This window comes from Vibrio sp. 10N.261.51.F12, assembly GCF_041471725.1.
Taxonomy (GTDB): Bacteria; Pseudomonadota; Gammaproteobacteria; order Enterobacterales; family Vibrionaceae; genus Vibrio.
Map to the genome: position 1 here is coordinate 1 of NZ_JBFROV010000053.1, position 25,456 is coordinate 25,456.

Annotated in this window: 25 protein-coding genes and 1 tRNA gene; 19 read left to right on the forward strand and 7 right to left on the reverse strand. The window is 44.5% G+C overall.

The features are described from left to right. Window positions 1-121 precede the first annotated feature (121 nt). Complete coding sequence (locus AB4405_RS23360) at window positions 122-1,285, reverse strand: threonine/serine exporter family protein (RefSeq protein WP_102469408.1); 1,164 nt, start codon at window positions 1,283-1,285, stop codon at window positions 122-124. A gap of 380 nt (window positions 1,286-1,665) precedes the next feature. Between AB4405_RS23360 and AB4405_RS23365 the strand changes: the two genes are divergently transcribed. After that, window positions 1,666-2,208 (forward strand): outer membrane beta-barrel protein, encoded by a 543-nt coding sequence (locus tag AB4405_RS23365; RefSeq protein ID WP_372062996.1) that lies wholly within the window; start codon window positions 1,666-1,668, stop codon window positions 2,206-2,208. A gap of 253 nt (window positions 2,209-2,461) precedes the next feature. Further along, the gene (gene hpaC, locus AB4405_RS23370; protein ID WP_372062997.1) at window positions 2,462-2,989 is read left to right on the forward strand and encodes a 4-hydroxyphenylacetate 3-monooxygenase, reductase component; all 528 of its coding nucleotides are present in this window, start codon (window positions 2,462-2,464) and stop codon (window positions 2,987-2,989) included. Window positions 2,990-3,105: 116 nt separating this feature from the next. Here the strand turns inward: hpaC and hpaR are convergent, their stop codons facing one another. From hpaR to AB4405_RS23390, 4 genes are all read right to left on the reverse strand, one after another. Beyond that, on the reverse strand, window positions 3,106-3,528 hold the full coding sequence (gene hpaR / locus AB4405_RS23375; RefSeq protein WP_372062998.1) for a homoprotocatechuate degradation operon regulator HpaR: 423 nt from the start codon (window positions 3,526-3,528) through the stop codon (window positions 3,106-3,108). 161 nt (window positions 3,529-3,689) lie between these two features. After that, complete coding sequence (locus AB4405_RS23380) at window positions 3,690-4,988, reverse strand: TRAP transporter large permease (RefSeq protein WP_372062999.1); 1,299 nt, start codon at window positions 4,986-4,988, stop codon at window positions 3,690-3,692. After that, window positions 4,989-5,546 (reverse strand): TRAP transporter small permease, encoded by a 558-nt coding sequence (locus AB4405_RS23385; protein WP_372063000.1) that lies wholly within the window; start codon window positions 5,544-5,546, stop codon window positions 4,989-4,991. It abuts the gene before it with no gap. Window positions 5,547-5,551: 5 nt separating this feature from the next. Continuing rightward, complete coding sequence (locus AB4405_RS23390; protein ID WP_372063001.1) at window positions 5,552-6,577, reverse strand: TRAP transporter substrate-binding protein; 1,026 nt, start codon at window positions 6,575-6,577, stop codon at window positions 5,552-5,554. Between the two features lie 519 nt (window positions 6,578-7,096). Here AB4405_RS23390 and hpaH point away from each other — a divergent pair. From hpaH to AB4405_RS23435, 9 genes are all read left to right on the forward strand, one after another. Then, window positions 7,097-7,900, forward strand: a complete 804-nt coding sequence (hpaH, locus tag AB4405_RS23395; RefSeq protein WP_372063002.1) for a 2-oxo-hept-4-ene-1,7-dioate hydratase — start codon at window positions 7,097-7,099, stop codon at window positions 7,898-7,900. A 10-nt stretch (window positions 7,901-7,910) separates the two neighbouring features. Further along, entirely contained in the window at window positions 7,911-8,714 is an 804-nt protein-coding gene (gene hpaI / locus AB4405_RS23400) for a 4-hydroxy-2-oxoheptanedioate aldolase (RefSeq protein WP_372063003.1), read from the forward strand. Window positions 8,715-8,763: 49 nt separating this feature from the next. Continuing rightward, the gene (locus tag AB4405_RS23405; protein ID WP_372063004.1) at window positions 8,764-9,414 is read left to right on the forward strand and encodes a fumarylacetoacetate hydrolase family protein; all 651 of its coding nucleotides are present in this window, start codon (window positions 8,764-8,766) and stop codon (window positions 9,412-9,414) included. Continuing rightward, a complete protein-coding gene (locus AB4405_RS23410; protein WP_372063005.1) occupies window positions 9,411-10,178 on the forward strand; it encodes a fumarylacetoacetate hydrolase family protein in 768 nt (255 codons plus the stop codon). The genes AB4405_RS23405 and AB4405_RS23410 overlap by 4 nt, the downstream gene beginning before the upstream one ends. A gap of 28 nt (window positions 10,179-10,206) precedes the next feature. Further along, a complete protein-coding gene (hpaE, locus tag AB4405_RS23415; RefSeq protein WP_372063006.1) occupies window positions 10,207-11,730 on the forward strand; it encodes a 5-carboxymethyl-2-hydroxymuconate semialdehyde dehydrogenase in 1,524 nt (507 codons plus the stop codon). Between the two features lie 306 nt (window positions 11,731-12,036). Continuing rightward, complete coding sequence (locus AB4405_RS23420) at window positions 12,037-12,432, forward strand: 5-carboxymethyl-2-hydroxymuconate Delta-isomerase (protein ID WP_372063007.1); 396 nt, start codon at window positions 12,037-12,039, stop codon at window positions 12,430-12,432. A 22-nt stretch (window positions 12,433-12,454) separates the two neighbouring features. Continuing rightward, entirely contained in the window at window positions 12,455-13,420 is a 966-nt protein-coding gene (locus AB4405_RS23425) for an AEC family transporter (RefSeq protein WP_372063008.1), read from the forward strand. A 135-nt stretch (window positions 13,421-13,555) separates the two neighbouring features. After that, entirely contained in the window at window positions 13,556-14,419 is an 864-nt protein-coding gene (gene hpaD / locus AB4405_RS23430; RefSeq protein ID WP_372063009.1) for a 3,4-dihydroxyphenylacetate 2,3-dioxygenase, read from the forward strand. Between the two features lie 46 nt (window positions 14,420-14,465). Beyond that, the gene (locus AB4405_RS23435; protein WP_372063010.1) at window positions 14,466-15,917 is read left to right on the forward strand and encodes an NAD-dependent succinate-semialdehyde dehydrogenase; all 1,452 of its coding nucleotides are present in this window, start codon (window positions 14,466-14,468) and stop codon (window positions 15,915-15,917) included. A 55-nt stretch (window positions 15,918-15,972) separates the two neighbouring features. Here AB4405_RS23435 and hpaA read toward each other — a convergent pair whose 3' ends face one another. Continuing rightward, a complete protein-coding gene (gene hpaA / locus AB4405_RS23440; RefSeq protein WP_372063011.1) occupies window positions 15,973-16,860 on the reverse strand; it encodes a 4-hydroxyphenylacetate catabolism regulatory protein HpaA in 888 nt (295 codons plus the stop codon). Window positions 16,861-17,096: 236 nt separating this feature from the next. Here hpaA and AB4405_RS23445 point away from each other — a divergent pair, with 236 nt between their 5' ends. The 5 genes from AB4405_RS23445 (at window position 17,097) to AB4405_RS23465 (ending at window position 21,725) form a co-directional block, all read left to right on the forward strand. Continuing rightward, window positions 17,097-18,269, forward strand: coding sequence for a p-hydroxyphenylacetate 3-hydroxylase oxygenase component (locus tag AB4405_RS23445; RefSeq protein ID WP_372063012.1), 1,173 nt, complete (start codon window positions 17,097-17,099; stop codon window positions 18,267-18,269). Between the two features lie 309 nt (window positions 18,270-18,578). Next, entirely contained in the window at window positions 18,579-20,087 is a 1,509-nt protein-coding gene (locus AB4405_RS23450; RefSeq protein ID WP_372063013.1) for a DUF1800 family protein, read from the forward strand. A 4-nt stretch (window positions 20,088-20,091) separates the two neighbouring features. Beyond that, window positions 20,092-20,703, forward strand: coding sequence for a hypothetical protein (locus AB4405_RS23455; RefSeq protein ID WP_372063014.1), 612 nt, complete (start codon window positions 20,092-20,094; stop codon window positions 20,701-20,703). Further along, entirely contained in the window at window positions 20,700-21,434 is a 735-nt protein-coding gene (locus AB4405_RS23460) for a DUF1501 domain-containing protein (protein WP_372063015.1), read from the forward strand. The genes AB4405_RS23455 and AB4405_RS23460 overlap by 4 nt, the downstream gene beginning before the upstream one ends. A 216-nt stretch (window positions 21,435-21,650) precedes the next feature. Beyond that, window positions 21,651-21,725, forward strand: a tRNA-Gly gene (locus AB4405_RS23465). Window positions 21,726-21,990: 265 nt separating this feature from the next. Here AB4405_RS23465 and AB4405_RS23470 read toward each other — a convergent pair. Continuing rightward, window positions 21,991-22,134, reverse strand: a complete 144-nt coding sequence (locus AB4405_RS23470; protein WP_372063044.1) for a helix-turn-helix domain-containing protein — start codon at window positions 22,132-22,134, stop codon at window positions 21,991-21,993. Window positions 22,135-22,684: 550 nt separating this feature from the next. On the opposite strand from AB4405_RS23470, the gene AB4405_RS23475 reads away from it, so the two are divergent. Genes AB4405_RS23475 through AB4405_RS23485 form a run of 3 tightly spaced genes read left to right on the forward strand, consistent with a single transcriptional unit; the run spans window position 22,685 to window position 25,454 of the window. Next, window positions 22,685-23,650, forward strand: a complete 966-nt coding sequence (locus AB4405_RS23475; RefSeq protein WP_102469403.1) for a TRAP transporter substrate-binding protein — start codon at window positions 22,685-22,687, stop codon at window positions 23,648-23,650. Between the two features lie 11 nt (window positions 23,651-23,661). Then, entirely contained in the window at window positions 23,662-24,144 is a 483-nt protein-coding gene (locus AB4405_RS23480) for a TRAP transporter small permease (protein WP_372063016.1), read from the forward strand. A 29-nt stretch (window positions 24,145-24,173) separates the two neighbouring features. Further along, window positions 24,174-25,454 carry a TRAP transporter large permease gene (locus AB4405_RS23485; RefSeq protein WP_102469401.1) on the forward strand — a complete coding sequence of 427 codons (1,281 nt, stop codon included), beginning with the start codon at window positions 24,174-24,176 and terminating at the stop codon, window positions 25,452-25,454. Window positions 25,455-25,456 lie beyond the last annotated feature (2 nt).

Below are 25,456 nucleotides of genomic sequence, written 5' to 3' on the forward strand. Positions count from 1 at the left end.
TATTTAACCTTCTGATATAAAAGAATAATTTTTAAACTAAAATTAATAAATTCGTAAAGAAAACGGAAAATATAATGGTATGAATAACAGGATGCACTAATTAAGACACCCTGCTATTTGGTTAGCGGTCTATTTTCGGTGAGTACAAAGAGTAGGCGGTAATTTGCCCTGCTACGATTGCTGAAAACATGAATAATGCGGATAAACCGATATTAGGTATCGGTAAAATCGATTGCTCGAAAACGGACTGACTGGCACTGACTAACACTCGGCTCCCGGGTACTAAAATAATAATGCCTTGGACAATATAAATGGATCCGGTGAGATCGAGACGCTTAGCGACCCAAGTACCATACAAGGTAATCAAGACCGTTGTGATCCAGGTGCCTACGATCCAGCCGCTACTGAAGCCAAGATAAAATGGTCCCCACATCCCGAGTACCGCAACAGGTAACCCAAGCAAAATGTCTTTTGGTCGCGCATTAAAAATAACGCCAATAGACGATGAAATCAGCAGCAAGCCAAAGCAGTGTAACCAGAGCGGCACTTCATTCGTATAAGACAAGGACTCAGCTTGTCCCCACCAAGCCTCACCAATGTTTAAGCCCATAATAACGCCGATGAATAGCTTTATTAACGTTAATGCGCTTTGCCCCAATAAGGCTGTTCCTGAGACCAAGTCGTTAAAAGCTAAACACTCCAACGAGTTGGCAATTGAAAGTCCGGGAACAAAAAGCACGACGGTCGCAATACAAAGGGCCCAAACTGGTATTGCCGCACCGGTGCTTGCAATAAACGCAACGAATATGCCGGTTAATAAAGCAGCAACGAACTCAACTGCGATGGAGTTACGTCCTTTAACTACTAATTGAGTTAGCCAAACGATCAGTCCAAGAATTACCGAGTAACCGACGGCTTCAAGCGTACTACCAACCAACATAAGATAAGCGGGCGGTATGCCCATGTTGGCAAGTGCAACAATCCATTTTGGATAACCAACAGGCTCTGGCACCGGTTCATTACTTGGTTGATTAATGCGAATAATCGTATTTGCCAATAAACCGAGGTTAATTGAGGCGGGCTTGAGCCGCTTTAATACCACGGTATTGTTTTTATCTGGAAACTGATAATTGATAGCGGTGGGTGTGGCTTGAACCATCACATCAATGCCGTGCTTTTGCGCATAAAACTGAGCGTATTTTTCCACTTTATAAGGTGCGCAACCGCTACGATGTAACGTATCACCAATTTGGACGATTTTGTTTATGGTTTGAGGTGAAGGCATAGGTCCGTCTAGTTCAAGTTGTCACTGTCTTTAAGTGGCGTAAAGGTAGCAGAGCTTGCCTGTTTTGACGAGTGCTATTAATACAAACGATGGGTTTTTTGTTGGTGATTGGATGTGGTTGAGTTTTACCAATACCAATCGTCGCAGTATAAGGCGTTTCATCAGTAGATAGCGTCGTTCGTCGCATGGCTAAGCGTGCGATTATTGCAATCAATAGACTGTTCTCAATTCATCATAGTCATTAATAAAAGGCGGACACTTTGAAGCTATTTTTTGCAAGACCATCACTTTTAGCACTACAACCTTTTTTCGCAAAACAACTTTTTTTCACAAGGCAACCAATCGCATTCGTTAAAATAGCCCTAAAGTCCATATTGGCAATGAGCATGTTGTTGCCACTTAGCCTTCAGGCCGCCGATAAACAAGGTGCATTTGTTGGAGGGGCACTGGGTAATATGCAGACGTATTCTGTCGAGAACAATATTGAAGGCGCGCGGTATAATCACTCCAGCCCTGCTATTGCGGTTTATGCGGGGTATCACTTTACAGATTGGTTTGGTTTAGAAGGGCAATTATTAGGTTCGGATACTTCGATTTCAGGGCTAGATTCAGTGACGGGTGTGTTATCAGTATCCCCTAAGTTTTCTTATTATTTTAACGATAATGTTGCAGTGTATACCAAGGTTGGGCTGTCTGGATTTTTGATGAACTGGGACAGTAACCCAAATAAAGAAAGCGTTAATGATTACTCTTACGGTGTAGGAACGCATGCGGGCATAGGGGTTAATATTGCGATGAACAACAGCGTCAATATGCGTCTTGACTATACGTATATGATGCCAACGTTCAATCATGGTAACGGCGTTGAATTGGGTAATGCCGATATTGGGTTATTGATGGTGGGGATTCACTACCAGTTCTAGTTTACGTATGACCAAGTAAGCAGCCGATTAGTCACTTTATTTGGGGCGTGGTGCCCTATGTTGAGGAAACAACGAAAAGTACAAGTGAATAGGGTAACTGTCTATGTTCGATATTGAGGTAATCAGCGACACTTAACGACATCGCTTACATCACAAATAATAACGCTCAGTAAGCGAAAACTTAAGTAAGTCAGCTCAAACTAACGAACACAGTGATTGTGAATACCACTTCTCATATACAAAGGAAGAGACCATGCCTCAACAAGATGTGACCCTACAACAAGAGTTTCGTACTGCAATGTCAAAGCTTGCCGCTGCAGTTAATATTATTTCCACTGGTGGAGAAGCTGGAACGGTAGGCATTACCGCGACCGCGGTATGTTCCGTCACTGATACGCCCGCGACAGTGCTTGTTTGCGTTAATCGTAATAGTGCATCGAATGAAATATTCAAATCGAATGGTCGTATGTGTATTAACGTCTGTGCAAGTGAGCATCAAGAGATGTCCATGCATTTTGCTGGCATGACAGGGCTGTCGATGGAAGAGCGCTTCCAATTACCACAATGGACACTTAATCAACACAATGTACCGATCCTTAGTGGTGCACTTGCAACACTTGAAGGAAAGATTGGTGTGATGCAAGAGTCGGGCACACATACGGTGTTTTTTGTTGAAATAGAGACCATTACGACGCAAAACAAAGATGCGCTAATTTACTTCGATCGTCAGTTTAAACATGTGCTAGCAGAGGTCGCTGAGCAAGAAAAAGCCGTGGCTTAATGAACACGAACTCACTGAGTGGTGAGTAGCCTCATAAAAAAAACACCCGATAAGCGGGTGATTTTTTATGAGGCTACTCATCTTCTATTGGCTAACATCAATTACATTACCCAAACCTAGCGCTTAACAGTGATAAGTTCGTTCAGTAAATCAGAAAGTTGAGTATACTTTTCTTCACCAATACGTGCCTTGAGTGCGATATATTGGTCTTCGATCTTTGGACGTAAACGTTCAACCAATTGCTGTGCTTCTGGCGTCAAATGGATATAGAACTTACGGCCATCATTCGCTGATTTTTGCTTCTGCACATACCCTAATTTCTCAAGTCGACCAATGATCCCCGTGAGGCTAGGGCTTAAAATACAGCTCTCATTAGACAACGTCGTGAAGTCAATTTCGCCTTTAGTATCAAGAACACGCATCACTCGCCATTGTTGTTCCGTAATGTCATTTTCCGCTAACACAGGACGGAAGTACTCCATCGCGACATCGCGTGCGCGAATCAATTGTAGTGGTAATGAATCTTCGTATCTCGTCACAAAACAAACCTTGTTTTAATGGTCACTCTAATAACAAGATATATCAGATACTCCTAAGAGTCATCTTATTGATATACCTTAACTTTAATTCTTTTGTTTCCATGTAGATAGAATACTCTAAAAGTAAAATTGGCTTCCTCAAAGGAAGCCAATAAAAGGCGTTAATACAACATATTAGGTAATAGCAGTACAATACCTGGGACCAGTACGATAATGGCAAGCCTTACCATATCCGCGACCCAAAATGGGAATACACCTTTGAAAATCGTCCCAGTGCTGATGTCCTTGATTATGCCTGATAACACGAAGACATTGAGTCCAACAGGGGGGGTAATTAGGCTAATTTCGGTGACAACGACCACAACGATACCAAACCAAATAGGGTCAAAACCTAGCTCTACCACGACAGGGAAGAAAATAGGAACGGTAAGTAACATCATCGACATACTCTCAAAGACGCAGCCTAGAATGATGTAAATAACCAGTATGAGACCCAGTGCCATCATTGGTGATACATTCGCGGCTTGGATCATTTCCACCAGCGCGGTAGGTAATCCCGCTCGGTTGATAAAGTTCGATAAAATCAGTGCACAAATAACAACAGCGAATAAAGAGGCAGAGGTTTTTGCAGTATCGACCAAAATATCACGCATGACTTGATAGTTCAGCTTTCTGCGGTACGCGGCGAGCGCAAATGCACCAGTAGCACCAATACCCGCGGCTTCTGTTGGTGTAAATACACCCGCATAAATACCGCCCATCACCAGAACAAACAAAAGAAGCGTTGATAAGATGCCTTTTAACGCGATAATTCGGCCCTTCCAATCCACGCGCTCACCAGGGGGCGCGCTTTCTGGAGAGCGGAAGACGACCCATTGCACTGCGGCAAGATACAAACCGATGCCCAGTAAGCCGGGTAAGAATCCTGCAGCAAACAACTCACGAATACTGCTCTCGGTGAGCAAGCCATAAATGACCAGCATGACACTGGGTGGGATAAGAATGCCCAGCGTGCCACCTGCAGCAATCGACGCCGCTGCAAGTCCGTCTGAATAACCATACTTGCGCATCGGTGGCATTGCGACTTTGGACATCGTCGCGGATGTCGCTAAGCTTGAACCACAGATAGCTGAGAACCCTCCACAAGCCAGGATAGTCGACATCGACAATCCGCCTTTTCGGTGCCCCACAAAGGCATTACAAGCACGATATAATTCATTAGATAACCCGGCACGTGTGACAAAGTTACCCATAAGAATAAACAGCGGGATCACTGACAAGCCGTAGTCCTGACCTGTGTCTATGATTCGTCTCGCAGCCATGGACATCGCCGCATTCCAGTTGTAATCATTGATGTACCAAAACCCGACAAACCCGACAACACCCATCGCAAAAGCAAGAGGTAGACGCAGAAAGACCAGTACGATTAAGGCGGCAAACCCTATGATTGATTCGATCATTTAAGCCTCCTTGCTATTATTTGTTAGATGACTGCTCTTGTCATGAGTGCTTGCCAAGTCATTGGTTTCCGCCTTGTTACGAAATAAATTTTTTCCATAAACTAAGGCATTAAAGAACGTTAATGCTCCGCCAACAAAGCCCGTGATAGAAATGAGATAGGTGACATAACCCAGTGGCAATTCTAAGATTTCGGTTACTTCCTCATAATCCAAAGACCGACCTGCAAGCTTCCAGTTCATCATCGCCACTAAAATGAGCGAGAAAGAGCAGATAAGGTTGATCACGACCTGACGAAAACTGACCCATTTTTTGGGAAAATAGTTATCAAGCAAATCGACACATATGTTTTCCTCATTCCAAGACACAAGAGGGAAGGCCATAAAGACCATCACTGCTAATAAAATCTCGATGAGTTCCGTTGAGCCCATTACTGGCATATTAAAAAAGTAGCGGCCAGCCACATCAACAAACGTAATCAACATCATGAGTAGTAAGCTGATGGCAGCGAGGGCTTCTAGCCCTCGCTGAATGGCCTTAGAGAGACTAAAACCATTCATAAGCACTATAATCCTTGGTCTAATTGTTGGTAGAAGTATTCATACGCGGCTGGCCCATCAACCTTGCGTTTCTTCGCTGCTTTATACCAAGTAGCCACAAGCGGTTGGCTGGATTTTTTCAATTCGGTGATCATCTCAGGCGTGGCAGGGGTAAACGTGTGACCACCTTCTAAAGCGGTGGTGTACGCGCTGTTGTCTACGTCATCCCACATCTTGCCAAACAAACGAGATAGCTGCTCTCCTGACACCTGTTTTATGGCTTCTTGATCCGCTTTTGACAAGCTATGCAGCGTATCTTGATTCATTACAATGGCGAAGCTTCCGCGATAAAGGCCACCCGGGATCACTAACGTATTGTCAGCGACTTCGGCTAAGCGAAATGAACTAAGTGCTTCAACGGGTTGGTATGCACCCTCTACAACACCTTGTGAAATAGATTCATACACCTTGGTGGTTGGAATGAATACTGGCGTCACTTTCATATCTTTCGCGACCGATGAGATAACCCCGCCACCGACACGAATTTTTTTGCCTTGTAATGACGCCAGTGACTCAACAGGGTTTTTGGTTATTAATTGACCTGGGCCATGTACGCTTAGTGCCATGACCTCTACGCCACGATGCTCACGACCTTTCTTAAGGTATTTATCATAAGTACGCCAATACGCTTGTGACATCAATTCTGAGCTGGTGCCTTCTGAAAAAGTTGGGATTTCAGGAAGTTGAGTTAACTGAAAGCGCCCGGCTTTATGGCCATGAAAAATCCAAGTTGCGTCGCCAATGCCATCGGTAACGACATCAATTTGTGTTTGAGGAGGAGCAAGGTCGTATTCGATTTTTATACCAACACGGCCATCTGTCGCCTCTTCAATCCATTTTCCCCACGTTGGCCATACGACTTTATTGATGCCGTGATTTGGTGATCCCCAGGTACTGATTTTTATGATCTTTTCAGGTTCCGCATACGCAGAGAAAGAGCTAAGAAGGAGGAGTGCAGAGGTGGTGATGGCGGCAACTTTATTGACTCGCATAACGTTATTCCTTTCGTTTCACGGTTATTTGACTACTCACATCGAGTTGAAGCATTTCAAGTCGACTCGAGCATATGCCCACTCAGTGGGTCGTTGTTTGAATACTTAATATATTAACTAATTACACGTATTTGCGAAGAAGTAATGTTAAATAAATGTGTTCAAATTACTTAATATGTTAACTAGATCAATGATTGAGGATTTAATGGTGCGCTACTGAATGAATCAAGTTGATAGAAGTCTCACTTTGCTTAAAAAACACGCTAAAAATCGTGACGCTGAGCAAAAAATGAATGCAACCAACTTACAGTTTGTCAGTCTGTAAATTTGAATTTTCATGTAACCATTTGTTTTTAAGGTGATTTGTTGTGATATTTCCGGGGCTGGACTTTAGTTAACATATTAACTAAAGTGTTTAACATGTTAATTAGTTGTCTAGGTGTACACACCCAAAAATGCACGCCATATACGCGACATAGACAACAGCACGAAGCCAGCTTGAAACAAAAGGAAAGCAATATGTTAACAGAAGAGCAAGTTCAAATTGCCGCAGAACGACTCTACAAAGCCGAGGTCAACCGTGAACAAATAGCGGCACTGACTCTCGATTATCCTGATATGTCGATGGATGATGCTTATCGAATCCAAAGTCAGTGGGTCAACAGAAAGAAACGCGAAGGAGCAAAAGTAAAAGGCTACAAAATTGGACTGACGTCAAGAGCCATGCAAATGGCCGTTAATATAGACCAACCCGATTATGGTGTATTACTGGACAACATGTTTTTTAACGATGGTGCTCAGATTAAGGTGTCCGACTTCCTTGACCCAAGAATAGAGGTTGAGTTGGCTTTTGTATTAAAAGACAAACTTGAAGGGGACAACGTCACAATGTTTGATGTGTTGAATGCCACCGATTATGTGGTTCCCGCATTAGAGCTTATCGCCGCTCGCTGCCATCGCACCGATCCTGAAACGGGGTATACCCGAAAAGTTTACGACACCATTGCTGACAACGCTGCCAATGCGGGAATTATCTTAGGCGGACGTCCTATAAAACCTACTGAACTCGATCTTCGCTGGGCTGGTTCAATGTTATATCTCAATGGACAAATTGAGGAAACGGGTCTCGCAGGTGGCGTCTTAGGGCATCCTGCAAACGGCATTTGCTGGGTGTGTAAGCGATTTGCACCGCATGGTGTGTCTTTAGAACCAGGCCAGGTCATTCTGGCTGGATCATTTACTCGCCCTGTACCCGTTAAAGAAGGCGATACCATCCACGCTGACTTTGGCCCATTGGGTGGCATCTCAGTCAAGTTTGTATAAGGAGGGTGTGATGACATTAGATAATCACTTCAAACAAGCCTTGGGTAACGATGAGCCGTTATGGGGATTATGGCTGGGGTTGCCCGATACGAGTTGTGCAGAAATAGTGGGTAGCGCTGGGTTTGACTGGGTGTTGATAGATGGCGAACACGCGTCGTTTGACCTCACGTCAATCAAGCACCACTTGCAAGCACTCGCTCCTCATAGCGCCTCACCGATAGTGCGCGCCGAGGATGCAAACCCGACCTTAATCAAACGCTTACTGGACGTTGGTGCCCAGACATTACTTGTACCTATGGTCAACTCTGCAGAAGAAGCGAAGCAAGTGGTGGCTTCTGCCTATTACCCACCACTGGGTCATCGCGGTATTGGTAGCGCATTAGCACGAGCATCACAATGGAATCGGATCCCGCAGTACCTGCACAGAGCGAACGAACATATTTGTGTATTGGTGCAGGTCGAAACAAAAGAAGCCATTGATAACATTGAAGCCATTTCTCAAATTGATGGCATTGACGGCATATTTATTGGTCCTTCAGATCTGAGTGGTTCAATGGGGCACATCGGCAACCCGAGCCACCCTGATGTGGTGGCGGCCATCGACCATGCCATCGACGTGATTCAAACCTCAGGTAAAGCGGCGGGCATTCTATCGCTTGATCCAAGACAAGCTAAAGCCTATGCCGACCGTGGCGTTAAGTTTATCGGAGCAGGGGTCGATACGTTGCTACTGCGAACAGGTGCTGAATCATTGGCGTATCAACTAAAACACGTCGAGCAGATAGAAGCGCCTGTTATTAATAACGTTTATTAAATGAAGAATGTTTGCCCAATCGCTAACGTTTACTAGAACGGGAATGAAAATGAACACGAAATTACAAGGAAAGGTCGTTTGCGTTGCACTGAACGACCAGCAACAGCTAGACAACTTGGCATCAATCTTCGATCAGGCACCGTATAAAGCGTTGCCAACCGAGCCAGTTTTGTATTTCAAGCCGCACAATACATGGAACCAAGACAGTCGCCCAATCACATGGCCGCAAGAAGAGAACGCGTTAGTCGTGGGGGCGAGTGTTGCGCTTATCATCGGGAAAACGTGTTGTCGAGTGACTCAAAACGATGCGCTTGATTATGTCGAAGGATTCGCATTGCTGCATGATTTCTCTCTGCCTGAAACCAGTTATTACCGTCCTGATATTAAAGGCAAGTGTATGGATGGTTCCGCTACGATTTCATCGCCAGTGTCTGTATCCGATGTGGCTGATGTTACGCAATTGGAAGTAACGACATCGGTGAATGGTGTTGTGAAACGTTACTTTCCGTTGAGTCGCTTGGCACGCTCTCCTGAAGCCTTGTTGGAAAAGATTTCTCATATCATGACGTTAGAGAAGGGTGACATCATTGCCATCGGTTTTGCTGGTGAGCGTACACCTCTACAACCGTACGACAAAGTTACGTCAAGGTTGGGTGATGTTGTGCAACTGGAAAATATTGTTGGAGGAGAGCAAGCATGAAGCACGCAAGAATTGAATACCGTGGTCAAGTGATTGACGTCACCATTAATGATAACAATGACGCGGTGACGGCATCAGGGGATGTGATTAAAAACAACACGATTCATTGGCATTCACCGGTTGAGAATCCAGGTACCATTTTTGCTTTGGGCTTGAATTATGCCGACCATGCATCGGAGTTGGCTTTTGAACCGCCAAAGGAGCCTCTAGTCTTTTTAAAAGGTGGCAATACATTAACAGCGCATCAAACCCCGTCTTATCGACCTGATGATATTGAATTCATGCACTATGAGTGTGAATTAGTGGCTGTGATTGGCAAGGAAGCCAGAAACGTCAGTAAAGAAGACGCAATGCAGTATGTTCGTGGTTTTACGATCTGTAATGACTATGCGATTCGCGATTATCTTGAAAATTACTACCGTCCAAATCTTCGCGTGAAAAGTCGAGACTCGTTGTGTCCAATCGGGCCTTGGATTGTGGATGTAGATGACATCGACAATTTGCAGGACTTGAAGATTCAAACCCACGTTAATGGCGAACTTACCCAAGAAGGCTCAACGGCGGATATGATTTTTGATGTCCCTTTTTTAATTGAATACTTGAGCCAGTTTATGACGCTAAAACCGGGTGACTTGATAGCAACGGGCACACCGAAAGGATTAAAAGATATCCATCCCGGAGATGTGGTTCGATGCACGATAGAAGGCATCGGCACTCTCGAGAATCCAGTACTGTCAGAAACGGATTTTTACGCTCAGCGCTAAGTCATAGCCACTAAAAGGAATCAAAATTATGCCATCACAATTAGAACTCAATCAATTGAAAGCCGAGCAGTTTCTTGCGACATACAAAGATAAAACACTCGGTCACTACATTAATGGAGAATGGACGCTGGGTTCGGAAGGCGAGACGTTTGAAAACCTCACGCCCACCACGAATCAAACCCTCGGCAATGTGGTGAAAGGAACGGCGGAAGATGTCAATCAGGCCTGTTTAGCCGCTGAAAGTGCGTTTGCGGCTTGGGCCGATATGCCAGGGGCAGAGCGTAAAAAAGTGCTGCATAGATTGGCGGATAAGATAGAAGAGCGAGCAGAAGAAATTGCGCTTGTTGAGTCAATGGATTGTGGGCAGCCACTGCGATTTATGAAGCAAGCGGCAATCCGAGGCGCTGCGAATTTTCGATTTTTTGCAGATAAGTCGCCAGAGGCGAAAAATGGCTTGTCACTTCATCAGGACAACCACACAAATTACACCATTCGCACACCGATTGGCCCTGTTGGCGTCATCACGCCTTGGAATACACCATTCATGTTATCGACATGGAAAATAGCGCCGGCGTTGGCAGCGGGTTGTACCGTGGTTCATAAACCTGCCGAATTCAGTCCTTTGACCGCCGCAATTTTAGCGGAGTGTGCACAAGCAGCAGGGTTGCCTGCGGGTGTCTGGAATATGGTGAATGGGTTTGGAGAGGTGGCAGGTAAAACGCTGACCGAACATAAATCGATTAAAGCTGTCGCGTTTGTCGGTGAAACCGTCACAGGGTCAATGATCCAGGCACAAGGCGCACCCACCCTAAAGCGTGTGCATTTTGAACTCGGTGGCAAAAACCCAGTGATTGTGTTTGATGACGCGGATTTTGAACGTGCTTTAGATGCGGTCGTTTTCATGATTTATAGCCTAAATGGTCAGCGCTGCACGAGCTCGAGTCGATTGCTTATCCAACAAGGAATTAAACCTAAATTTATTGAGGCGCTAAAACAACGCGTTGAGTGCTTGCAAGTCGGTCACCCGCTGGATCCCAATACAGAAGTAGGCCCGCTCGTCCATCGTTCACACTACAACAAAGTACTTAGCTACATGACTGCCGCACAAGAAGACGGGGCGACGATTGCCGTGGGAGGCCGTGCGTTACCAGAAAAAGGAGAGGGTAACTATTTAACCCCAACCCTGTTTACTGATGCTACGAATACCATGCGCATTGCGAAAGAAGAAATCTTTGGGCCGGTATTGACGTGCATTGAGTTTGAATCAGAAGCGGACGCCATCGAGATCGCCAATGACACTGACTATGGATTATCTGGTTATATCTGGACGGCCAACACTGGCCGAGCGATGAGAATGGCGTCTAAGGTCGAGGCTGGCATGATCTGGGTAAATTCAGAAAATAATCGCAACTTACCGTCACCTTTTGGTGGGGTGAAAATGTCGGGTGTGGGCCGTGATGGTGGCGACTGGAGCTTTGATTTTTACATGGAAACAAAGAACGTCTGTATTGCTCACGACACACATAGCGTCCCGACACTCGGTAAAGTCTGACGCTAGGCTGGTCTACAAAATGATTATGTTCAAAAATCATTTCGCAAACGAAAAATGCTAGATCGCTACTAGCTAGAGCACGGCTAGGTAGGACGGTGCATTTATTAAAGCGTGCACCCATCGGCCGCGAAAACACACATGAATAAGTGTGTAATGCCGATGATAAGTAACCATGAACGTAGCTTTGCCTAAGCGCTACGTTCATGGTAGCTAACGGCATACGCCGGAATATTACGTTGACACCGACGTCGATGGTGCACCCATGCTTCAGCACAGCCATGCTCAGATACATATAAGGATAGAACCATGCCTCACTTCATATTGGAATTTTCGCCTAACGTAGAATCGGATATTGATATCCCCGAATTGATGACACGAATACACAGAGAAGCAATAGACACCGGCGTGTTTCCTAAAGGGGGGATTCGAACTCGCGCCGTGAAAAGTGACTATTACCTCATTGCCGACGAAGACCCAAACAATCGCTTTATCTATCTGACCGCTAAGATTGGTGTGGGCCGAGACCTTGTTACACGACAAGCAGCCGCAGAGCGCATTTTTAAAGTGTTTTGTGATTACTTGCAACCCGCCTTTGACCAGCACTATTTGAGTATCGGATTTGAAATGGTCGAGCTAAATAAAGACTTAAATTATAAGAAAAACAATATACATCAAAAATTAACCGAACAAAGTCAGGCTTGAAAGAGTAAGGGAGCGCGAACGGATGCTACTGGCACACTTTCAACATGTATTCATGACTATTCTGCCCGTATTCCTTGTTATTGGCCTGGGCTACCTTGCTTTTAAACATCAAGTGATACCTGAAAATGGCCACCGCGCATTAGCGGCATTTGTTTTCAATGTTGGCTTGCCTGCGGCTATTTTTAGCGCGCTGAGTACCAAGCCGTTGGAAGAAATCTGGAATACCAGTTACATCCTTGCTTATACATTAGGCTCGTTATTGGCGTTTTCACTCGTGGTTGCATACAGCGTAGTGGCATTAAAAAAACGAGCGGTCGAGGGCGTTGTATTGGGGCTGGGAGGCAGTTTTTCCAATAGCTTACTGATTGGCTTTCCGATTATTTTTTTCTTGTTTGGCTCCCAAGCATTGGTGCCGTTTTCGCTCACGTTAGTGGTCGAAAACCTGATTATGTTGCCACTTCTTTTGGGGCTTGCGGATATGACCTCATCAAAAGGCACTTTGTCATTAAAGCAACAATTGCGAAGCGCTGTACTGAATTTGGGTAAAAACCCCATTGTATTATCCATAGCGCTGGGCATGGCGGTGTCAGCAATGTCGATCCCTACACCAGACACGGCAACCAGAATCATTGATATGTTGGCGAGCACAGTGACTGGAGTGGCGTTATTTACCATTGGTGGTGGATTGGTAGGCGTGAGCGTGACGGGTAAGAAAAAAGAAATTGGTACGGTGATGCTCGCCAAGTTAATCATCCATCCCATGGCCTTGTTACTGATGCTGTTAGTTTGGTTTGATTTAGAGCCGACGATGGCAGCCGTGGCCGTTATCTTGGCAAGTATGCCAATGTTTGGTGTCTACGCTGTTATTGGACAGAAATATAATATGGGCGGATTGTGCTCTGCCGTTTTGCTTCCCACCACGCTCGTTGCGATGGTATCGGTCAGTGTGATCACAACGGTCGCACTCACTATTTTCGCGCTTAATTAGATTTTTTTATTAAATAAGCTTGTTTTTAAACCGACCAAGCTTGTCACCAACGTAATAAATAACATCCGAAATATTAATAACAATGCTTCTCCCTACAGCACCATCTAAAAGAAGCAGACTCAAAAGGAAAAAATCATGGGTAAACTCTGCGTTGCAGCAAAAATTACACACGTCCCGACAATGATCATGTCGGAACAACCCGGGCGTTTACATGGCTGCCGAAAAGCCGCGATTGACGGGCATAAACAGATTGCTCAGATGGCGAAAGATTTAGATGTCGACACCGTCATTGTGCTTGATACACATTGGCTCGTGAACGCGGGTTACCACGTTAATTCAAATACATCATTTAAAGGTAACTATACCAGTCATGAGTTTCCTCATTTTATCCAGAACCTTGAGTATCAATACTATGGTAACGCGGATTTAGGCGACCGGATTGCCAACAAAGCGACTGATAAAGGTGTCTTTACCTTGTCACATCAAGTGGACTCTCTGTCTTTGGAATATGGCACGCTCGTGCCAATGCGTTACATGAATGAAGATAGCCAATTTAAAATCGTCTCTATTGCAGCGTGGTGCACGGTTCACAACCTGGAATCGTCGCGTTTATTGGGTGAGGCCATTCGTGAAGCCATTGAAGAGAGTAACAGTCGCGTCATGCTATTAGCCTCTGGGTCGCTGTCGCATCGGATTTGGGATAATGAAAAGTACGAAGCGAACAACGGCACCTTCACTATCTCCAAAGAGTTCAACCGACAGGTGGATCTCCGCGTTTTAGAGTTATGGGCGCAACGCGATTACAAAACCTTTCTCGACATGCTGCCAGACTACGCCAACTTATGCTCGGGGGAAGGTGGAATGCACGATACAGCAATGTTGTTTGGTGCACTTGGTTGGGACAAGTATGAAGGTAAAAGTGAAGTGATCACGGACTACTTTCCTAGCTCTGGAACCGGCCAGGTCAATGTCATATTTGAAGTCACCGATAGTAAATAGGCATGGGTGAATCACCAAACAAGAATAACGAATAGGGGCATGAAACGTGAATCTAACTAATCCAAATCTATTCAAACAACAATGCTACATCGGTGGCGAGTGGTTCACTTCGGCGAACCAAAGTAATCAGTCTATTGTGAACCCGTCAACACAGAAAATAATGGGCACGGTACCGAATTTGGGTGCTCGAGAAGCTGAGCTGAGTATTGAGGTTGCGCAAGCTGCATTTGTTGAATGGAAAAAAACGACCGCCGAACATCGCTCAGTCATACTAAGAAAATGGTACGACCTTATTGTCGACAGCACGGACGACTTGGCGACAATCTTAACGCTAGAACAAGGGAAGCCCTTGGCTGAAGCAAAAGGCGAGATAGCCTATGCGGCCAGTTTTGTTCTTTGGTACAGCGAAGAAGCCAAGCGAGCCTATGGCGAGATCATCCCAAGCCATCGCACCGATGGCAAAATTGTTGTTACAAAAGAACCCATTGGTATCGTGGCGGCGATTACGCCTTGGAATTTTCCTGCGGCGATGATAACCCGTAAGTGCGCCCCAGCATTTGCTGCGGGCTGTTCGGTGATCTTAAAGCCCGCGCCAGAAACGCCTTTTACTGCCCTAGCACTCGCCGAGTTGTCTGAGCAAGCGGGCATTCCCAAGGGGCTATTTAATGTCATTACCGGCGACGCGGTGGAGATTGGTAGCGTGCTGACATCCAGTAAACGGGTGAGAAAAGTCTCTTTTACTGGCTCGACGAATGTCGGCAAGATTTTGATGAATCAATCAGCGTCATCAGTGAAAAAAATGGCGCTGGAGCTAGGAGGAAATGCCCCGTTTATCGTCTTCGATGACGCTGATATTGATGCAGCGGTTGAGGGGGCCATGATAGCCAAATTCAGAAATGCGGGACAGACTTGTGTTTGTGCCAATCGAATCTTTGTTCATGATACGGTGTATGACGACTTTGCGGATAAATTGTCACAGCGCGTGGCTGCATTGAAGGTGGGTGATGGCTTTACAGATGGTGTGACTATTGGTCCATTAATTAACACCAGCGCAGTAGCAAAAGTACAAGCTCATGTCGCTGATGCCCTTGAACAAGGCGCGACAATCCGATGTGGACGATTTGATGATGAGGGAAGTCAATTTGTTCATCCGTTTGTATTAACAGGGGTGACAGACGACATGCTGGTGGCGAGTGAAGAGACGTTTGGACCGTTAGCGCCTTTATTTCGATTCCACTCGGAGCAAGAGGTGATCAACCGAGCCAATGACACCGACAGTGGCCTTGCATCGTATCTTTACACCAAATCATTGGGGCGAGCATGGCGAGTTGGTGATGCGCTTGAAGCGGGGATGGTCGGCATCAATGAAGGGTTAATCTCTACAGCTGCTGCGCCTTTTGGTGGCGTTAAAGAATCAGGACTCGGACGAGAAGGCTCACGCCATGGCATGGATGAGTTTTTGGAAACAAAGTACATGTTTATGGGCGGTTTGGAATAAGAACAACGCAGCTGAATAGATCGAGTTGTTCCAAGTAACCTAATTTAAGGGTGCATCAAGGATGCACCTTTTTTTGTTCGTTAAGACGAAAGTTACTGGCCGTTTGTCCTTCATTTTTTTTGAAGAAACGAGCAAAGTAAGCAGGGTCTTGATAACCTAATTCAAAGGCGATTTCCTGGACCGACAATGCGGTAAGCAGCAATAATCGCCTCGCTTCTTGCATCACTCTATCTGCAACGAGCTTTTTTGATGCTAATCCACTGACCCTACGACAAATATCATTAAGCCTTGCCGTGGTTAAACCGATACTTTCTGCATACTGTGGGAGCGTCCAATGTGCTTTGTAGTACTCTTCAATCAATTGATTGAAGCGATTAAAGACGTGAACGTCAGCACTCCTAAAACTGGTATGGAGTGGCCGATCATTGGCCAGTCTCATTATTTCGATTAAGATCAATTGCAAGGTTGCCTGACACGCGATTTCGCTCATGAAGCGCTCGGAATCTTGCTCCAACGCCAGCCTTTCAAATAGGGATACCAAGGACGATTGTGCGTGGATGTCTGTACAAAATGGCTGCATCGCCGTTGACGCGACATCATTGCGACCTATCTCAATATCAAGCAATCGCCAGACTAACTGCTGGCTTGCGGTTATCACAAAACCGTGCGCATGGTCGTCGGTGACAAAAGAATGAGGGACGGTCGGAGGCGTAAAAAAGAGCGTAATACCGTGCTTAGAATAGACATTATCGTCGAGTAAAACGTGGGTGTTCCCTTCTAAAATACAATGCACTTGATAGTATCTGTCATGGTAATGGGTGGGCATGTTGCGGCCAAAAAATAATGCAAGGCTGTCGAGTTTTTCGATGTGAAACTCATTACTTTCATATCGCGCATCGTACACTTTGCCAATATTTAGGTTGGGTATGGTAAGAGCTTCCATAATGTTGAGTCCTTGGCTTCCTGCTCACTATCTTGCGGGGTTTCTGTATGAATTTATCAAGGTAATTAATTAATAAATCAATCAAGGGAATGAATTTACTTAATATATTAGGTAATACTGCGAAAAGTACAAGGGAAAAGGTGTAACATCCATTTAACATTGTGAGTGGTTTCACCATAATAGTCATCACTTGCCCAGCATATTAAAACAACAGGGCTAACCTTCGAAAGGAACCGATGATGAAAACACCTAATCCTCTACTTGAAAAGCTCCAGTCTGTATTACCCACTATCGCAGCGAATGCGATGCAAGCTGAACTCGACAGGACACCACCAGAAGAGAACATTCGTCTTCTTCGAGAGATTGGTTTTTTCCGCGCGTTTCAACCTAAAGCTTATGGCGGTTTAGAAATCTCATTGCCGGCGTTTGCTGATTGTGTTGCGGCATTGGCAGGCGCTTGCGGTGGAACCGCATGGGGAGCAAGTTTATTAGCGACGCACAGCCACCAAATGGCGATGTTCTCGAAACAAGCTCAAGATGAATTTTGGGGCTCTGACCCAGAAGCCACGGCAAGTAGCAGCATTGCGCCATTTGGAAAAGTTGAAGAGGCCGAGGGTGGAGTGACATTCAACGGTGATATGCGTTGGAGTAGCGGTTGCGACCATGCGGATTGGGCGATTCTAGGCTTTCACCGCTTCGATGAAGATGGTAATAAGACGTACTGTTTTGGGGTCGTTCCACGTCATCAATATAAGATCACAGATGACTGGTATGCCGCCGGCATGAAGGCGAGTGGCACTAAGACTTTGGTGCTTCGAGATGTGTTTATTCCAGAGCACCGCATTGAAACGGCAAAAGGAATGATGGAAGGTCAATCAGCGGGTTTTGGCCTTTATCCAGAAAGTGACATCTTCTATACACCATACCGCCCTTATTTTGCTTGCGGATTCGCGGCAATCGGTTTAGGTATTGCTGAGCGTATGCTGGAAACCTATAAAGAAAAACAAAAAAACCGAGTACGTGCGTACACAGGGGCTAATGTTGGCGTGGCGACACCGGCGTTAATGAGATTGGCAGAATCTACGCATCAAATTGGTTCGGCGCGCGCGTTCTTAGAAAAGACATGGCATGACCATAAAGAGCATGGCGAGCGCAAAGAATACCCGTCGGCGGAGACGCTTGCGTATTGGCGAACAAATCAAGCGTACGCAGTGAAGACATGCATTCAAGCGGTTGACCGTCTTTTTGAAGCATCGGGCGGAATGGCATGGTTTAGTGATAACGAAGTGCAACGTTTGTTCCGTGACTCTCACATGACAGGCGCGCACGCGTACACCGACTATGATGTTTGTGCCCAGATATTAGGACGTTCGATTATGGGATTAGAACCCGATCCAACCATGGTTTAATTCGACAATGGTTTAGTTCGACAATGCTTTAACTAGGTTTTAGCTTAATTCGAGTATTGATAGCGCTAACGGAATAAGACGTAGCCGTTAATTGCTTCATAGTATCACTCAACGTCCATCACTCCTCACATCTCTTTCCCTCTTAAAAGCCGTGTTATCGCGGCTTTTTCTATCTGTATAACGTGTTGTAACTTGTGCAATTAAAAAACAATTAGTTGCATAAAAATCTTGATTTCACATCGGCTGACATTCACCTCACCTTTGTTTCGCTAGCATGATATTAGTTTAGTAAAGCAGTGGAGTTGATAGATGCAAAGTGAATACAGGGACGCCGCAAGAACACTGACACAGTGTACGTTTGGTCCATCGGTACAAGATATAGAAGCATTCATTCGTGAAGGGGAGACAAGTCGCTGGATCGAAACACAAAAATCCTACCCTGCCACGAGCTGGCTAGCGCTGTTTGAGTCATTAGAAGAAAGCCACTCAGGCCTTGGTCATGGGCTGTACTATGCTAGCAGTTGGACACAGATGACGGTAGAGAAGCCAGATGCCTTGCGCCAGAGAATCGCTTATATTTTGTCTGAGCTTTTTGTCGTCAGCGTTGTAGACCCTGCGTTTAAAGCAACCGCTAGACGCAAATATATGTGCAATTATTATGATGGCTTGGCACGAAATGGGCTTGGGAATTTTCGAGATATTTTGCGTTGGGTGTCAACGTCTCCGGTTATGGGGGAATACCTGACTTTTGTCAATAATGTGGCGAATGAATCGACTCAAGCCGATGAAAATTACGCTAGAGAGCTACTGCAGTTGTTTACTCTTGGTCCGGCAAAACTGCATGGCGATGGTTCGATAGTCACCGATGATTTAGGCCAACCAGTTCCATCGTATCAACAGTCTGATATTGAAAACCTGGCGAGAGTCTTTACCGGTTGGACGTTTGCTAACGCGTCAGGTGCCGAGAAATACGCGTATGCGATGGTGGTTGACCCGGATAAGCACGACTCGACGGAGAAAACCGTATTGGGTCAGCGATTCTCGGCGCATCAAAGCGCTGAAGAAGACTTAGAACAGGTCATTGATCTACTCATGTCACAAGCCAACCTTTATACGTATGTTGCAAAATTCTTTATCACCAAGATGGTAACGAGCAACCCAAAACCCGCCTATGTTAGGCGTGTTCGCAATGCCTTCAAAAACTCAGGTGGGGACATGGCGACACTAATTGAGGCTATTTTAACCGATAGAACTGCGGACAACCACGGCGATGAAGTGGGTAAAGTCCGTGATCCTATGTGCGTATTTACGCATGCAATGAGAGCCTTAGGTGTCAAACGTAGGGTCGGCATCTCAATGTGGCCGAAACAGTTTAACTGGTACGACAGACTACTGCCAATGTCAGCGCCATCCGTCTTCTATTATTATCAGCCCGACGATGCACCGAATGCTCCTGATTTTTCCAACCTTACGGCACCGGAATTCGCTGTTTATCAATGGCAAGATATTTATGACTACGGCCACCATTTTAAAGAGCTCATCGCGAGACAAGAAAATGAAGGTAGAGAATGGTTTATGGCTCCTGACCTGTTTGAGTTGTTCCTAACGAGATTGGACGATGACAGTGACTGGGATAACCAACCTGTTGTTGACTATTTAGATACGCATTTATTTCATGGGCAGTTATCCGACGAGGAAAAGGCGCATTACCTCACGTATTTAGCCAGTTGCACAGGTCGGCGCTCCGACTGGTACCGAGAGATTAAAAACCTCATTGTGCACGCATTGTTGTCGCCTAAATTCATAGTACAAGGATAAAGACATGAAAGTATCACGTAGACATTTTCTGCAAACCTCTGCCGCGTCTATGGGCGTATCGGCACTCAGTTTATCTTCATTTGGTGCTTTGGCCAGTCAAGGGGCCCAATGCAGCACGGACTATAAGGCGCTAGTGGGGATTGACCTTGCCGGTGGTAATGATGGTTACAACATGCTGATACCGTCGGCGGAAGACATTTATCCTCAGTATCACTTACTGAGAGGTGAGCTGGCACTGGATCATGAAGAGTGTGTTGCGCTAAACGCTTATGGTGACACGAGTCAACTAAAAATGCATCCATCATTAAGCCCGTTAACAGAGGCGTGGAAAACGGGACGATTATTGCCGATCGCCAATGTTGGGCCACTGGTACAAAATGGTACCAGTAACAGCTCAGAGGTACTGCCTGTCCATTTGTTTAGCCATTCACATCAATCTGCGATGGTGCAAACTCATGCTAGCACCATAATGTCCAAGCAAGGGTTTGGCGCACTCACCTCGAATATTTTGGGTAACGAAGCACACAGAATTGATGGGATGTCGCCCTTGTTTGATATTGGTGGCACACAAATTTGGACCAATGCGATTGCTGAGCAATCGAACTCTGTGGGGTGAAACCACCCCATGATCTTTTTAATGATCCCTCTGGTCGAGATCGGCAGTTGTTTGACGCCCTACATACCCAAGAAAACTACAATAATGTCTTTGAGCGCCATTACGCAATGCTAGCAACAGAATCGACCGATTTATACTCGGAATTTGCTGACATCTTGGAAATGGAGACGGGGCACCCATTCCCAGAAACAGGCATCGGCCAACAATTGGCGACGGTGTTTAAGCTTATCGTTAATCGAGACAAGTTTAATCATGGCCTACAGTATTTTAGTTGCAAATTGGGAGGCTTTGATACCCATTCTGGGCAATCTGAGAAACAAGCAGCACTATTGTTTGATTTAGCCGAAGCGCTTGATGTGTTTCATCAAGCAATGGAAGCAGAAGGACTTGATGAGCACGTTACCTCATTCACACATTCTGAGTTCGGCCGAACATTAATTCCAAATGGTACTGCTGGTACCGACCATGGGTGGGGCAGTCACTTGTTTGTGATGGGGGGCGCAGTGAAAGGGTCGCGCATTCTAGGCGAGTACCCTGACATTTCAGAAGGCAGTGACCTGCTACTGTCGCGTGGTCGAGTGATACCAACCACATCAAGTGACCAAGTACACGCCACTATGATGAAATGGTTGGGGTTACGAGAGTCAGGGATCAGCCTTTTGTTTCCAGCACTTGACCCACAGGCTGGGGGCGTAACGCCGCAAACGCTCGATATTTTTCGAGATTGTTGATTACCGTTGATATAGCTGTTTAAGAAATATACCGTGGTGGGCGATGAGTTTGACTACCAAACTGTGCGCTTTATCACGGTTTTTATTTTGAAGACAACAGGCGGTGAACAAACACTAAGCATTAAGAATAAAAAATGCGCAAACAAACACTTAAGTGCAAAATAACGCTTTCCATTCTGAGCAAATGTGGCATTATCTACCTCGTACCAACGATGTGCGTGCATCGTATAATGGCTATTACCTCAGCCTTCCAAGCTGATGATGCGGGTTCGATTCCCGCTGCACGCTCCAATCTCTTCTTCATGTTATGCAATTTCAGAATATTGAAAATAAAGCGCTCCTTGCGCGTTTTTGTATGTCTGTAATACTCATTACCTAAAAATTATAAGCGATAAATTTCTTTGGGGACCAGATTGGGACCAACATAAAAAATCGAGTGTTGAATTTAATTTTCATCCTAACTTTTCTAAATCACCAGCCCAACATTAGAACTTTTTATCCCAAATATACTTTATATCGTCTGATCTTCACCTACATACTCAAGAAGGTCACTTACTTAGCATTCTAAGCACTGACATAACTTCTCCAAATTTTCAAGATCTATACGGTTATTCGTTTCATGGTACAAGCGAGTAATGGTATTCCTATTTGTTCCCGATTCACGAACGACTTCCTCAATATTCAGTCGCTTAGAGCCCATGATGGTAGATAGGCTCGTACAGCCCAGATAGGCATATTGGTTTTGATAAAGGTATACCTCAATCAATCAGACTGACGTGTTAAGTACACCGCGGCTTTTTTTAGAATGTCACGATCTTCAGTCATCCGTTGCAATTTTTTTGAGTCGACGGACCTCTGTGTTTTCTTCGGACTTGATTTGATGAAGAGAGGAGTCTGGGCATACCGTTTGATCCAGTCATAGAGACGATGAGTAGAAGCGGCAACTCCAACTATACTGCGACCTTTTTCAGTCATCTGCTTAATGGCTTTAATTTAAATTCTTCACGATACATTTTAATATTCATAAGTACCTCTTGGTTAGTTATTTTGTCTAACTAAAAGGCGTCTATCAAGTCAGTAGCTATTCAACCCATATTTGCACTAAAGATTAACATTTCGCATTAGAACGGTGCAACTTACCTACTTTTACTGAAAAGAATGTCAATAATTTGGGGACATTGTAGTTGGTACGCATATTGCTTTATACCAATTGGATCCACTTGGTATCCCAAAATAAACAAGGATGATTTATGAAAATTAAAAATATGATTTTGGCTGCTATTGTTTCTACTTTCTCAATAAGCAATGCCTACAGCGCAATTACATTAAAAGCGGGTCATTCCGCTTCTGAATCGGAACCTTATCATATAGGTTTGTTAGCGTTTGCTGAGGCGGTTAAAGAAAAAACCAATGGTGAGATTGAGGTGGAAATTTATCCCAATAACCAACTAGGTACTGAGAAGGAAATGATTGAAGGGATTAGTTTTGGGACGCTAGATATAACGGTTCCAACCAACGGAGTATTAACTAATTTTGTTCCAGAGTTGGCAGTATTGGATTTACCATTTTTGTTTAAGGATCGGAATCACCTTTACACTGCGATGGATGGTGAAGCGGGAGCAAAACTGACAGAGAGCATGGAGAAAAATGGTTTCGTTAAGTTGGCGTTTTACGAAGCAGGCATTCGTCATATTATGACGACGGACAAGCCAATAAATTCTATTGACGATTTGTCAGGTTTAAAAATCCGTACGATGCCAATTCCTGCTCATATTAGTTCTTTTAATGAGTTCGGCGCGAATGCATCTCCATTAGCTTATGCTGAACTATATGGTGCGTTAGAGGCAGGCGTTGTTGATGGTGCTGAAGCGGCGAATACTAATTATTATGCAAAAAACTTCTATGAGGTAGCCCCATATTGGGCACAGGTCTCATGGACGACATTAGTTGCCGATTTAATAATGAGTAAACAAAAATTTGCTTCATTATCACCAGAGCATCAGAAAGCAATTATGGAAGCTGCAGCAGAATCAGCCAGTATCGAACGTAAAGCTTACTCTGATATGGATGAAAGTTTGCTGACAAACATCAAGGCTGCTGGCGTTACTGTGACATACCCCGATGCAGCTCCATTCCGAGAAGCATCGATTAGCGTATATGATGAATTTGTTACTTCTGATGCACAAAAAGAAGTTCTTTCGCTTATTTTGAATTAGGAGGTAAACCTATGCTTCTGAAATTACTAAATACAATCCGCCTTATAATAGAGAAAACGACCATGATTCTATTTTTTATTATGGTTACTTCGGTGATAATTCAAGTCGGTGGGCGATATATATTCAACTATTCTATTGCATGGACAACGGAGTTAGCAACGTTCTCTCAAGTGTGGTTAGTGATTTTGGGAGCAGGTATCGCTGTAAAAGACAAAATGCATGCAGGTGTAGATGTATTAATAGCTAAATTGTCCAGTAGGTCTCAGGTTATTATTTCTTATATTGTGTTATCTCTTTGTTTGGCTTTTCTATTAATTACGTTATGGGGAACACAACAGTTGCTGGTTATTGGTTCTATACAGACGTCTCCAGCACTAGGGGTATCTATGAAATATGTATATATGGTCATGCCTGTTGGCCTTTCTTATATAATTCTCGAGTTGATAAGTTCATTTATACAAAAAGCTAATATTACATCGTTTAAGACGGTTTAATAAAACTAAGTAAAATAGAGAGGGCTATTATGTTAACTTTAGCATTATTATTATTTGCCATTTTGCTTGTGTTCGGTGTTCCTGTCTTCTTCACAATGGGGATTACGTCTACCTTCTATATATTAACTCATGACATACCAGCAGTAGTACTGAGTCATCGTATTTTTTCTGGTCTCGATAGCTTTACCATTATGGCTATTCCGTTCTTTGTCCTTTCTGGATTGTTGATGGAAAAAGGAGGGATTGCAGAGCGTATTATTCAGTTTTTTACTTCGTTAATAGGTTGGATATCAGGTAGTTTACTGTATGTCTCAACGTTAACTGGTACGGGGTTAGCTGCAATTTCTGGTTCGGGTTCTGCTGATACGGCTGCGATTTCGTCAATTATGTTGCCCGAAATGCGAAACCGTAACTATAACATTGATTTTTCCGCAGGAATCATGGCTTGTGCCGGTACCTTAGGGCCTATTTTGCCACCTAGTATCATGATGATAGTTATTGCAACTTTGACGGGAACATCGGTTGGTGCAATGTTTCTTGCAGGAATTTTCCCTGGCTTTTTGATGGTCCTAGTTCTGCTGTTCGCTTGTCGAATTCATGTTAAGAATGATCCTGGACGTTACCAAGCAGAAGTCACTTTTAGTTTACGTAAATTGGCGTTTGATTTTGTTCGTGCTATTCCAGCATTCCTAATGCCAGTGATTATTGTAGGCGGTATCGTATCTGGTGTCTTTACACCAACTGAAGCGGCAGCCATAGCTGTTGTTGTCGGTTTTATAGTGGGGCTATTGGTCTATAAAGAATTGACCTGGTCGGGGTTGCCTGCACTGATAGCAAAAGCGACAAAAATCTCTGCTGTTGTCATGATTATTATAGCTACAGCTTCAATCTTTTCTTGGATTATCTCGAGTCAGAATATTCCGGCAGTAATCAAAAGTGCGATTGATTCAGTTACTTCGTCTCCAATTACATTTCTATTAGCGGTAAACATTTTATTGTTGGTCATTGGAATGTTTATGGAGAGTATATCGGCCATTTTGATTTTAGTGCCTATATTGATGCCAATGGCTCAAAGTTACGGTATCGACCCTGTACATTTTAATATTATTGTGGTCGTTAATTTGGCGGTCGGAATGGTGACGCCTCCGTATGGCATCACTTTATTTGTGGCCTCAAGTATCTCACAGCGCAATCCAATGATTGTTGCAAAGGAAACCCGCATACCATTATTGGGAATGTTACTTGCTTTACAAGTAATTACATACTTTCCACTTATTTCCACTTATTTACCAAATGCAATTATGGGATAACA

Excerpts from the sequence above, each read along its gene's own strand:
- AB4405_RS23360 (WP_102469408.1), bottom strand. The coding sequence starts at position 1,285 with ATGCCTTCACCTCAAACCATAAACAAAATCGTCCAAATTGGTGATACG.
- AB4405_RS23365 (WP_372062996.1), top strand. The coding sequence starts at position 1,666 with ATGAGCATGTTGTTGCCACTTAGCCTTCAGGCCGCCGATAAACAAGGT.
- hpaC (WP_372062997.1), top strand. The coding sequence starts at position 2,462 with ATGCCTCAACAAGATGTGACCCTACAACAAGAGTTTCGTACTGCAATG.
- AB4405_RS23380 (WP_372062999.1), bottom strand. The coding sequence starts at position 4,988 with ATGATCGAATCAATCATAGGGTTTGCCGCCTTAATCGTACTGGTCTTT.
- AB4405_RS23385 (WP_372063000.1), bottom strand. The coding sequence starts at position 5,546 with ATGAATGGTTTTAGTCTCTCTAAGGCCATTCAGCGAGGGCTAGAAGCC.
- AB4405_RS23390 (WP_372063001.1), bottom strand. The coding sequence starts at position 6,577 with ATGCGAGTCAATAAAGTTGCCGCCATCACCACCTCTGCACTCCTCCTT.
- hpaH (WP_372063002.1), top strand. The coding sequence starts at position 7,097 with ATGTTAACAGAAGAGCAAGTTCAAATTGCCGCAGAACGACTCTACAAA.
- hpaI (WP_372063003.1), top strand. The coding sequence starts at position 7,911 with ATGACATTAGATAATCACTTCAAACAAGCCTTGGGTAACGATGAGCCG.
- AB4405_RS23405 (WP_372063004.1), top strand. The coding sequence starts at position 8,764 with ATGAACACGAAATTACAAGGAAAGGTCGTTTGCGTTGCACTGAACGAC.
- AB4405_RS23410 (WP_372063005.1), top strand. The coding sequence starts at position 9,411 with ATGAAGCACGCAAGAATTGAATACCGTGGTCAAGTGATTGACGTCACC.
- hpaE (WP_372063006.1), top strand. The coding sequence starts at position 10,207 with ATGCCATCACAATTAGAACTCAATCAATTGAAAGCCGAGCAGTTTCTT.
- AB4405_RS23420 (WP_372063007.1), top strand. The coding sequence starts at position 12,037 with ATGCCTCACTTCATATTGGAATTTTCGCCTAACGTAGAATCGGATATT.
- AB4405_RS23425 (WP_372063008.1), top strand. The coding sequence starts at position 12,455 with ATGCTACTGGCACACTTTCAACATGTATTCATGACTATTCTGCCCGTA.
- hpaD (WP_372063009.1), top strand. The coding sequence starts at position 13,556 with ATGGGTAAACTCTGCGTTGCAGCAAAAATTACACACGTCCCGACAATG.
- hpaA (WP_372063011.1), bottom strand. The coding sequence starts at position 16,860 with ATGGAAGCTCTTACCATACCCAACCTAAATATTGGCAAAGTGTACGAT.
- AB4405_RS23445 (WP_372063012.1), top strand. The coding sequence starts at position 17,097 with ATGATGAAAACACCTAATCCTCTACTTGAAAAGCTCCAGTCTGTATTA.
- AB4405_RS23450 (WP_372063013.1), top strand. The coding sequence starts at position 18,579 with ATGCAAAGTGAATACAGGGACGCCGCAAGAACACTGACACAGTGTACG.
- AB4405_RS23455 (WP_372063014.1), top strand. The coding sequence starts at position 20,092 with ATGAAAGTATCACGTAGACATTTTCTGCAAACCTCTGCCGCGTCTATG.
- AB4405_RS23470 (WP_372063044.1), bottom strand. The coding sequence starts at position 22,134 with ATGGGCTCTAAGCGACTGAATATTGAGGAAGTCGTTCGTGAATCGGGA.
- AB4405_RS23475 (WP_102469403.1), top strand. The coding sequence starts at position 22,685 with ATGAAAATTAAAAATATGATTTTGGCTGCTATTGTTTCTACTTTCTCA.
- AB4405_RS23480 (WP_372063016.1), top strand. The coding sequence starts at position 23,662 with ATGCTTCTGAAATTACTAAATACAATCCGCCTTATAATAGAGAAAACG.
- AB4405_RS23485 (WP_102469401.1), top strand. The coding sequence starts at position 24,174 with ATGTTAACTTTAGCATTATTATTATTTGCCATTTTGCTTGTGTTCGGT.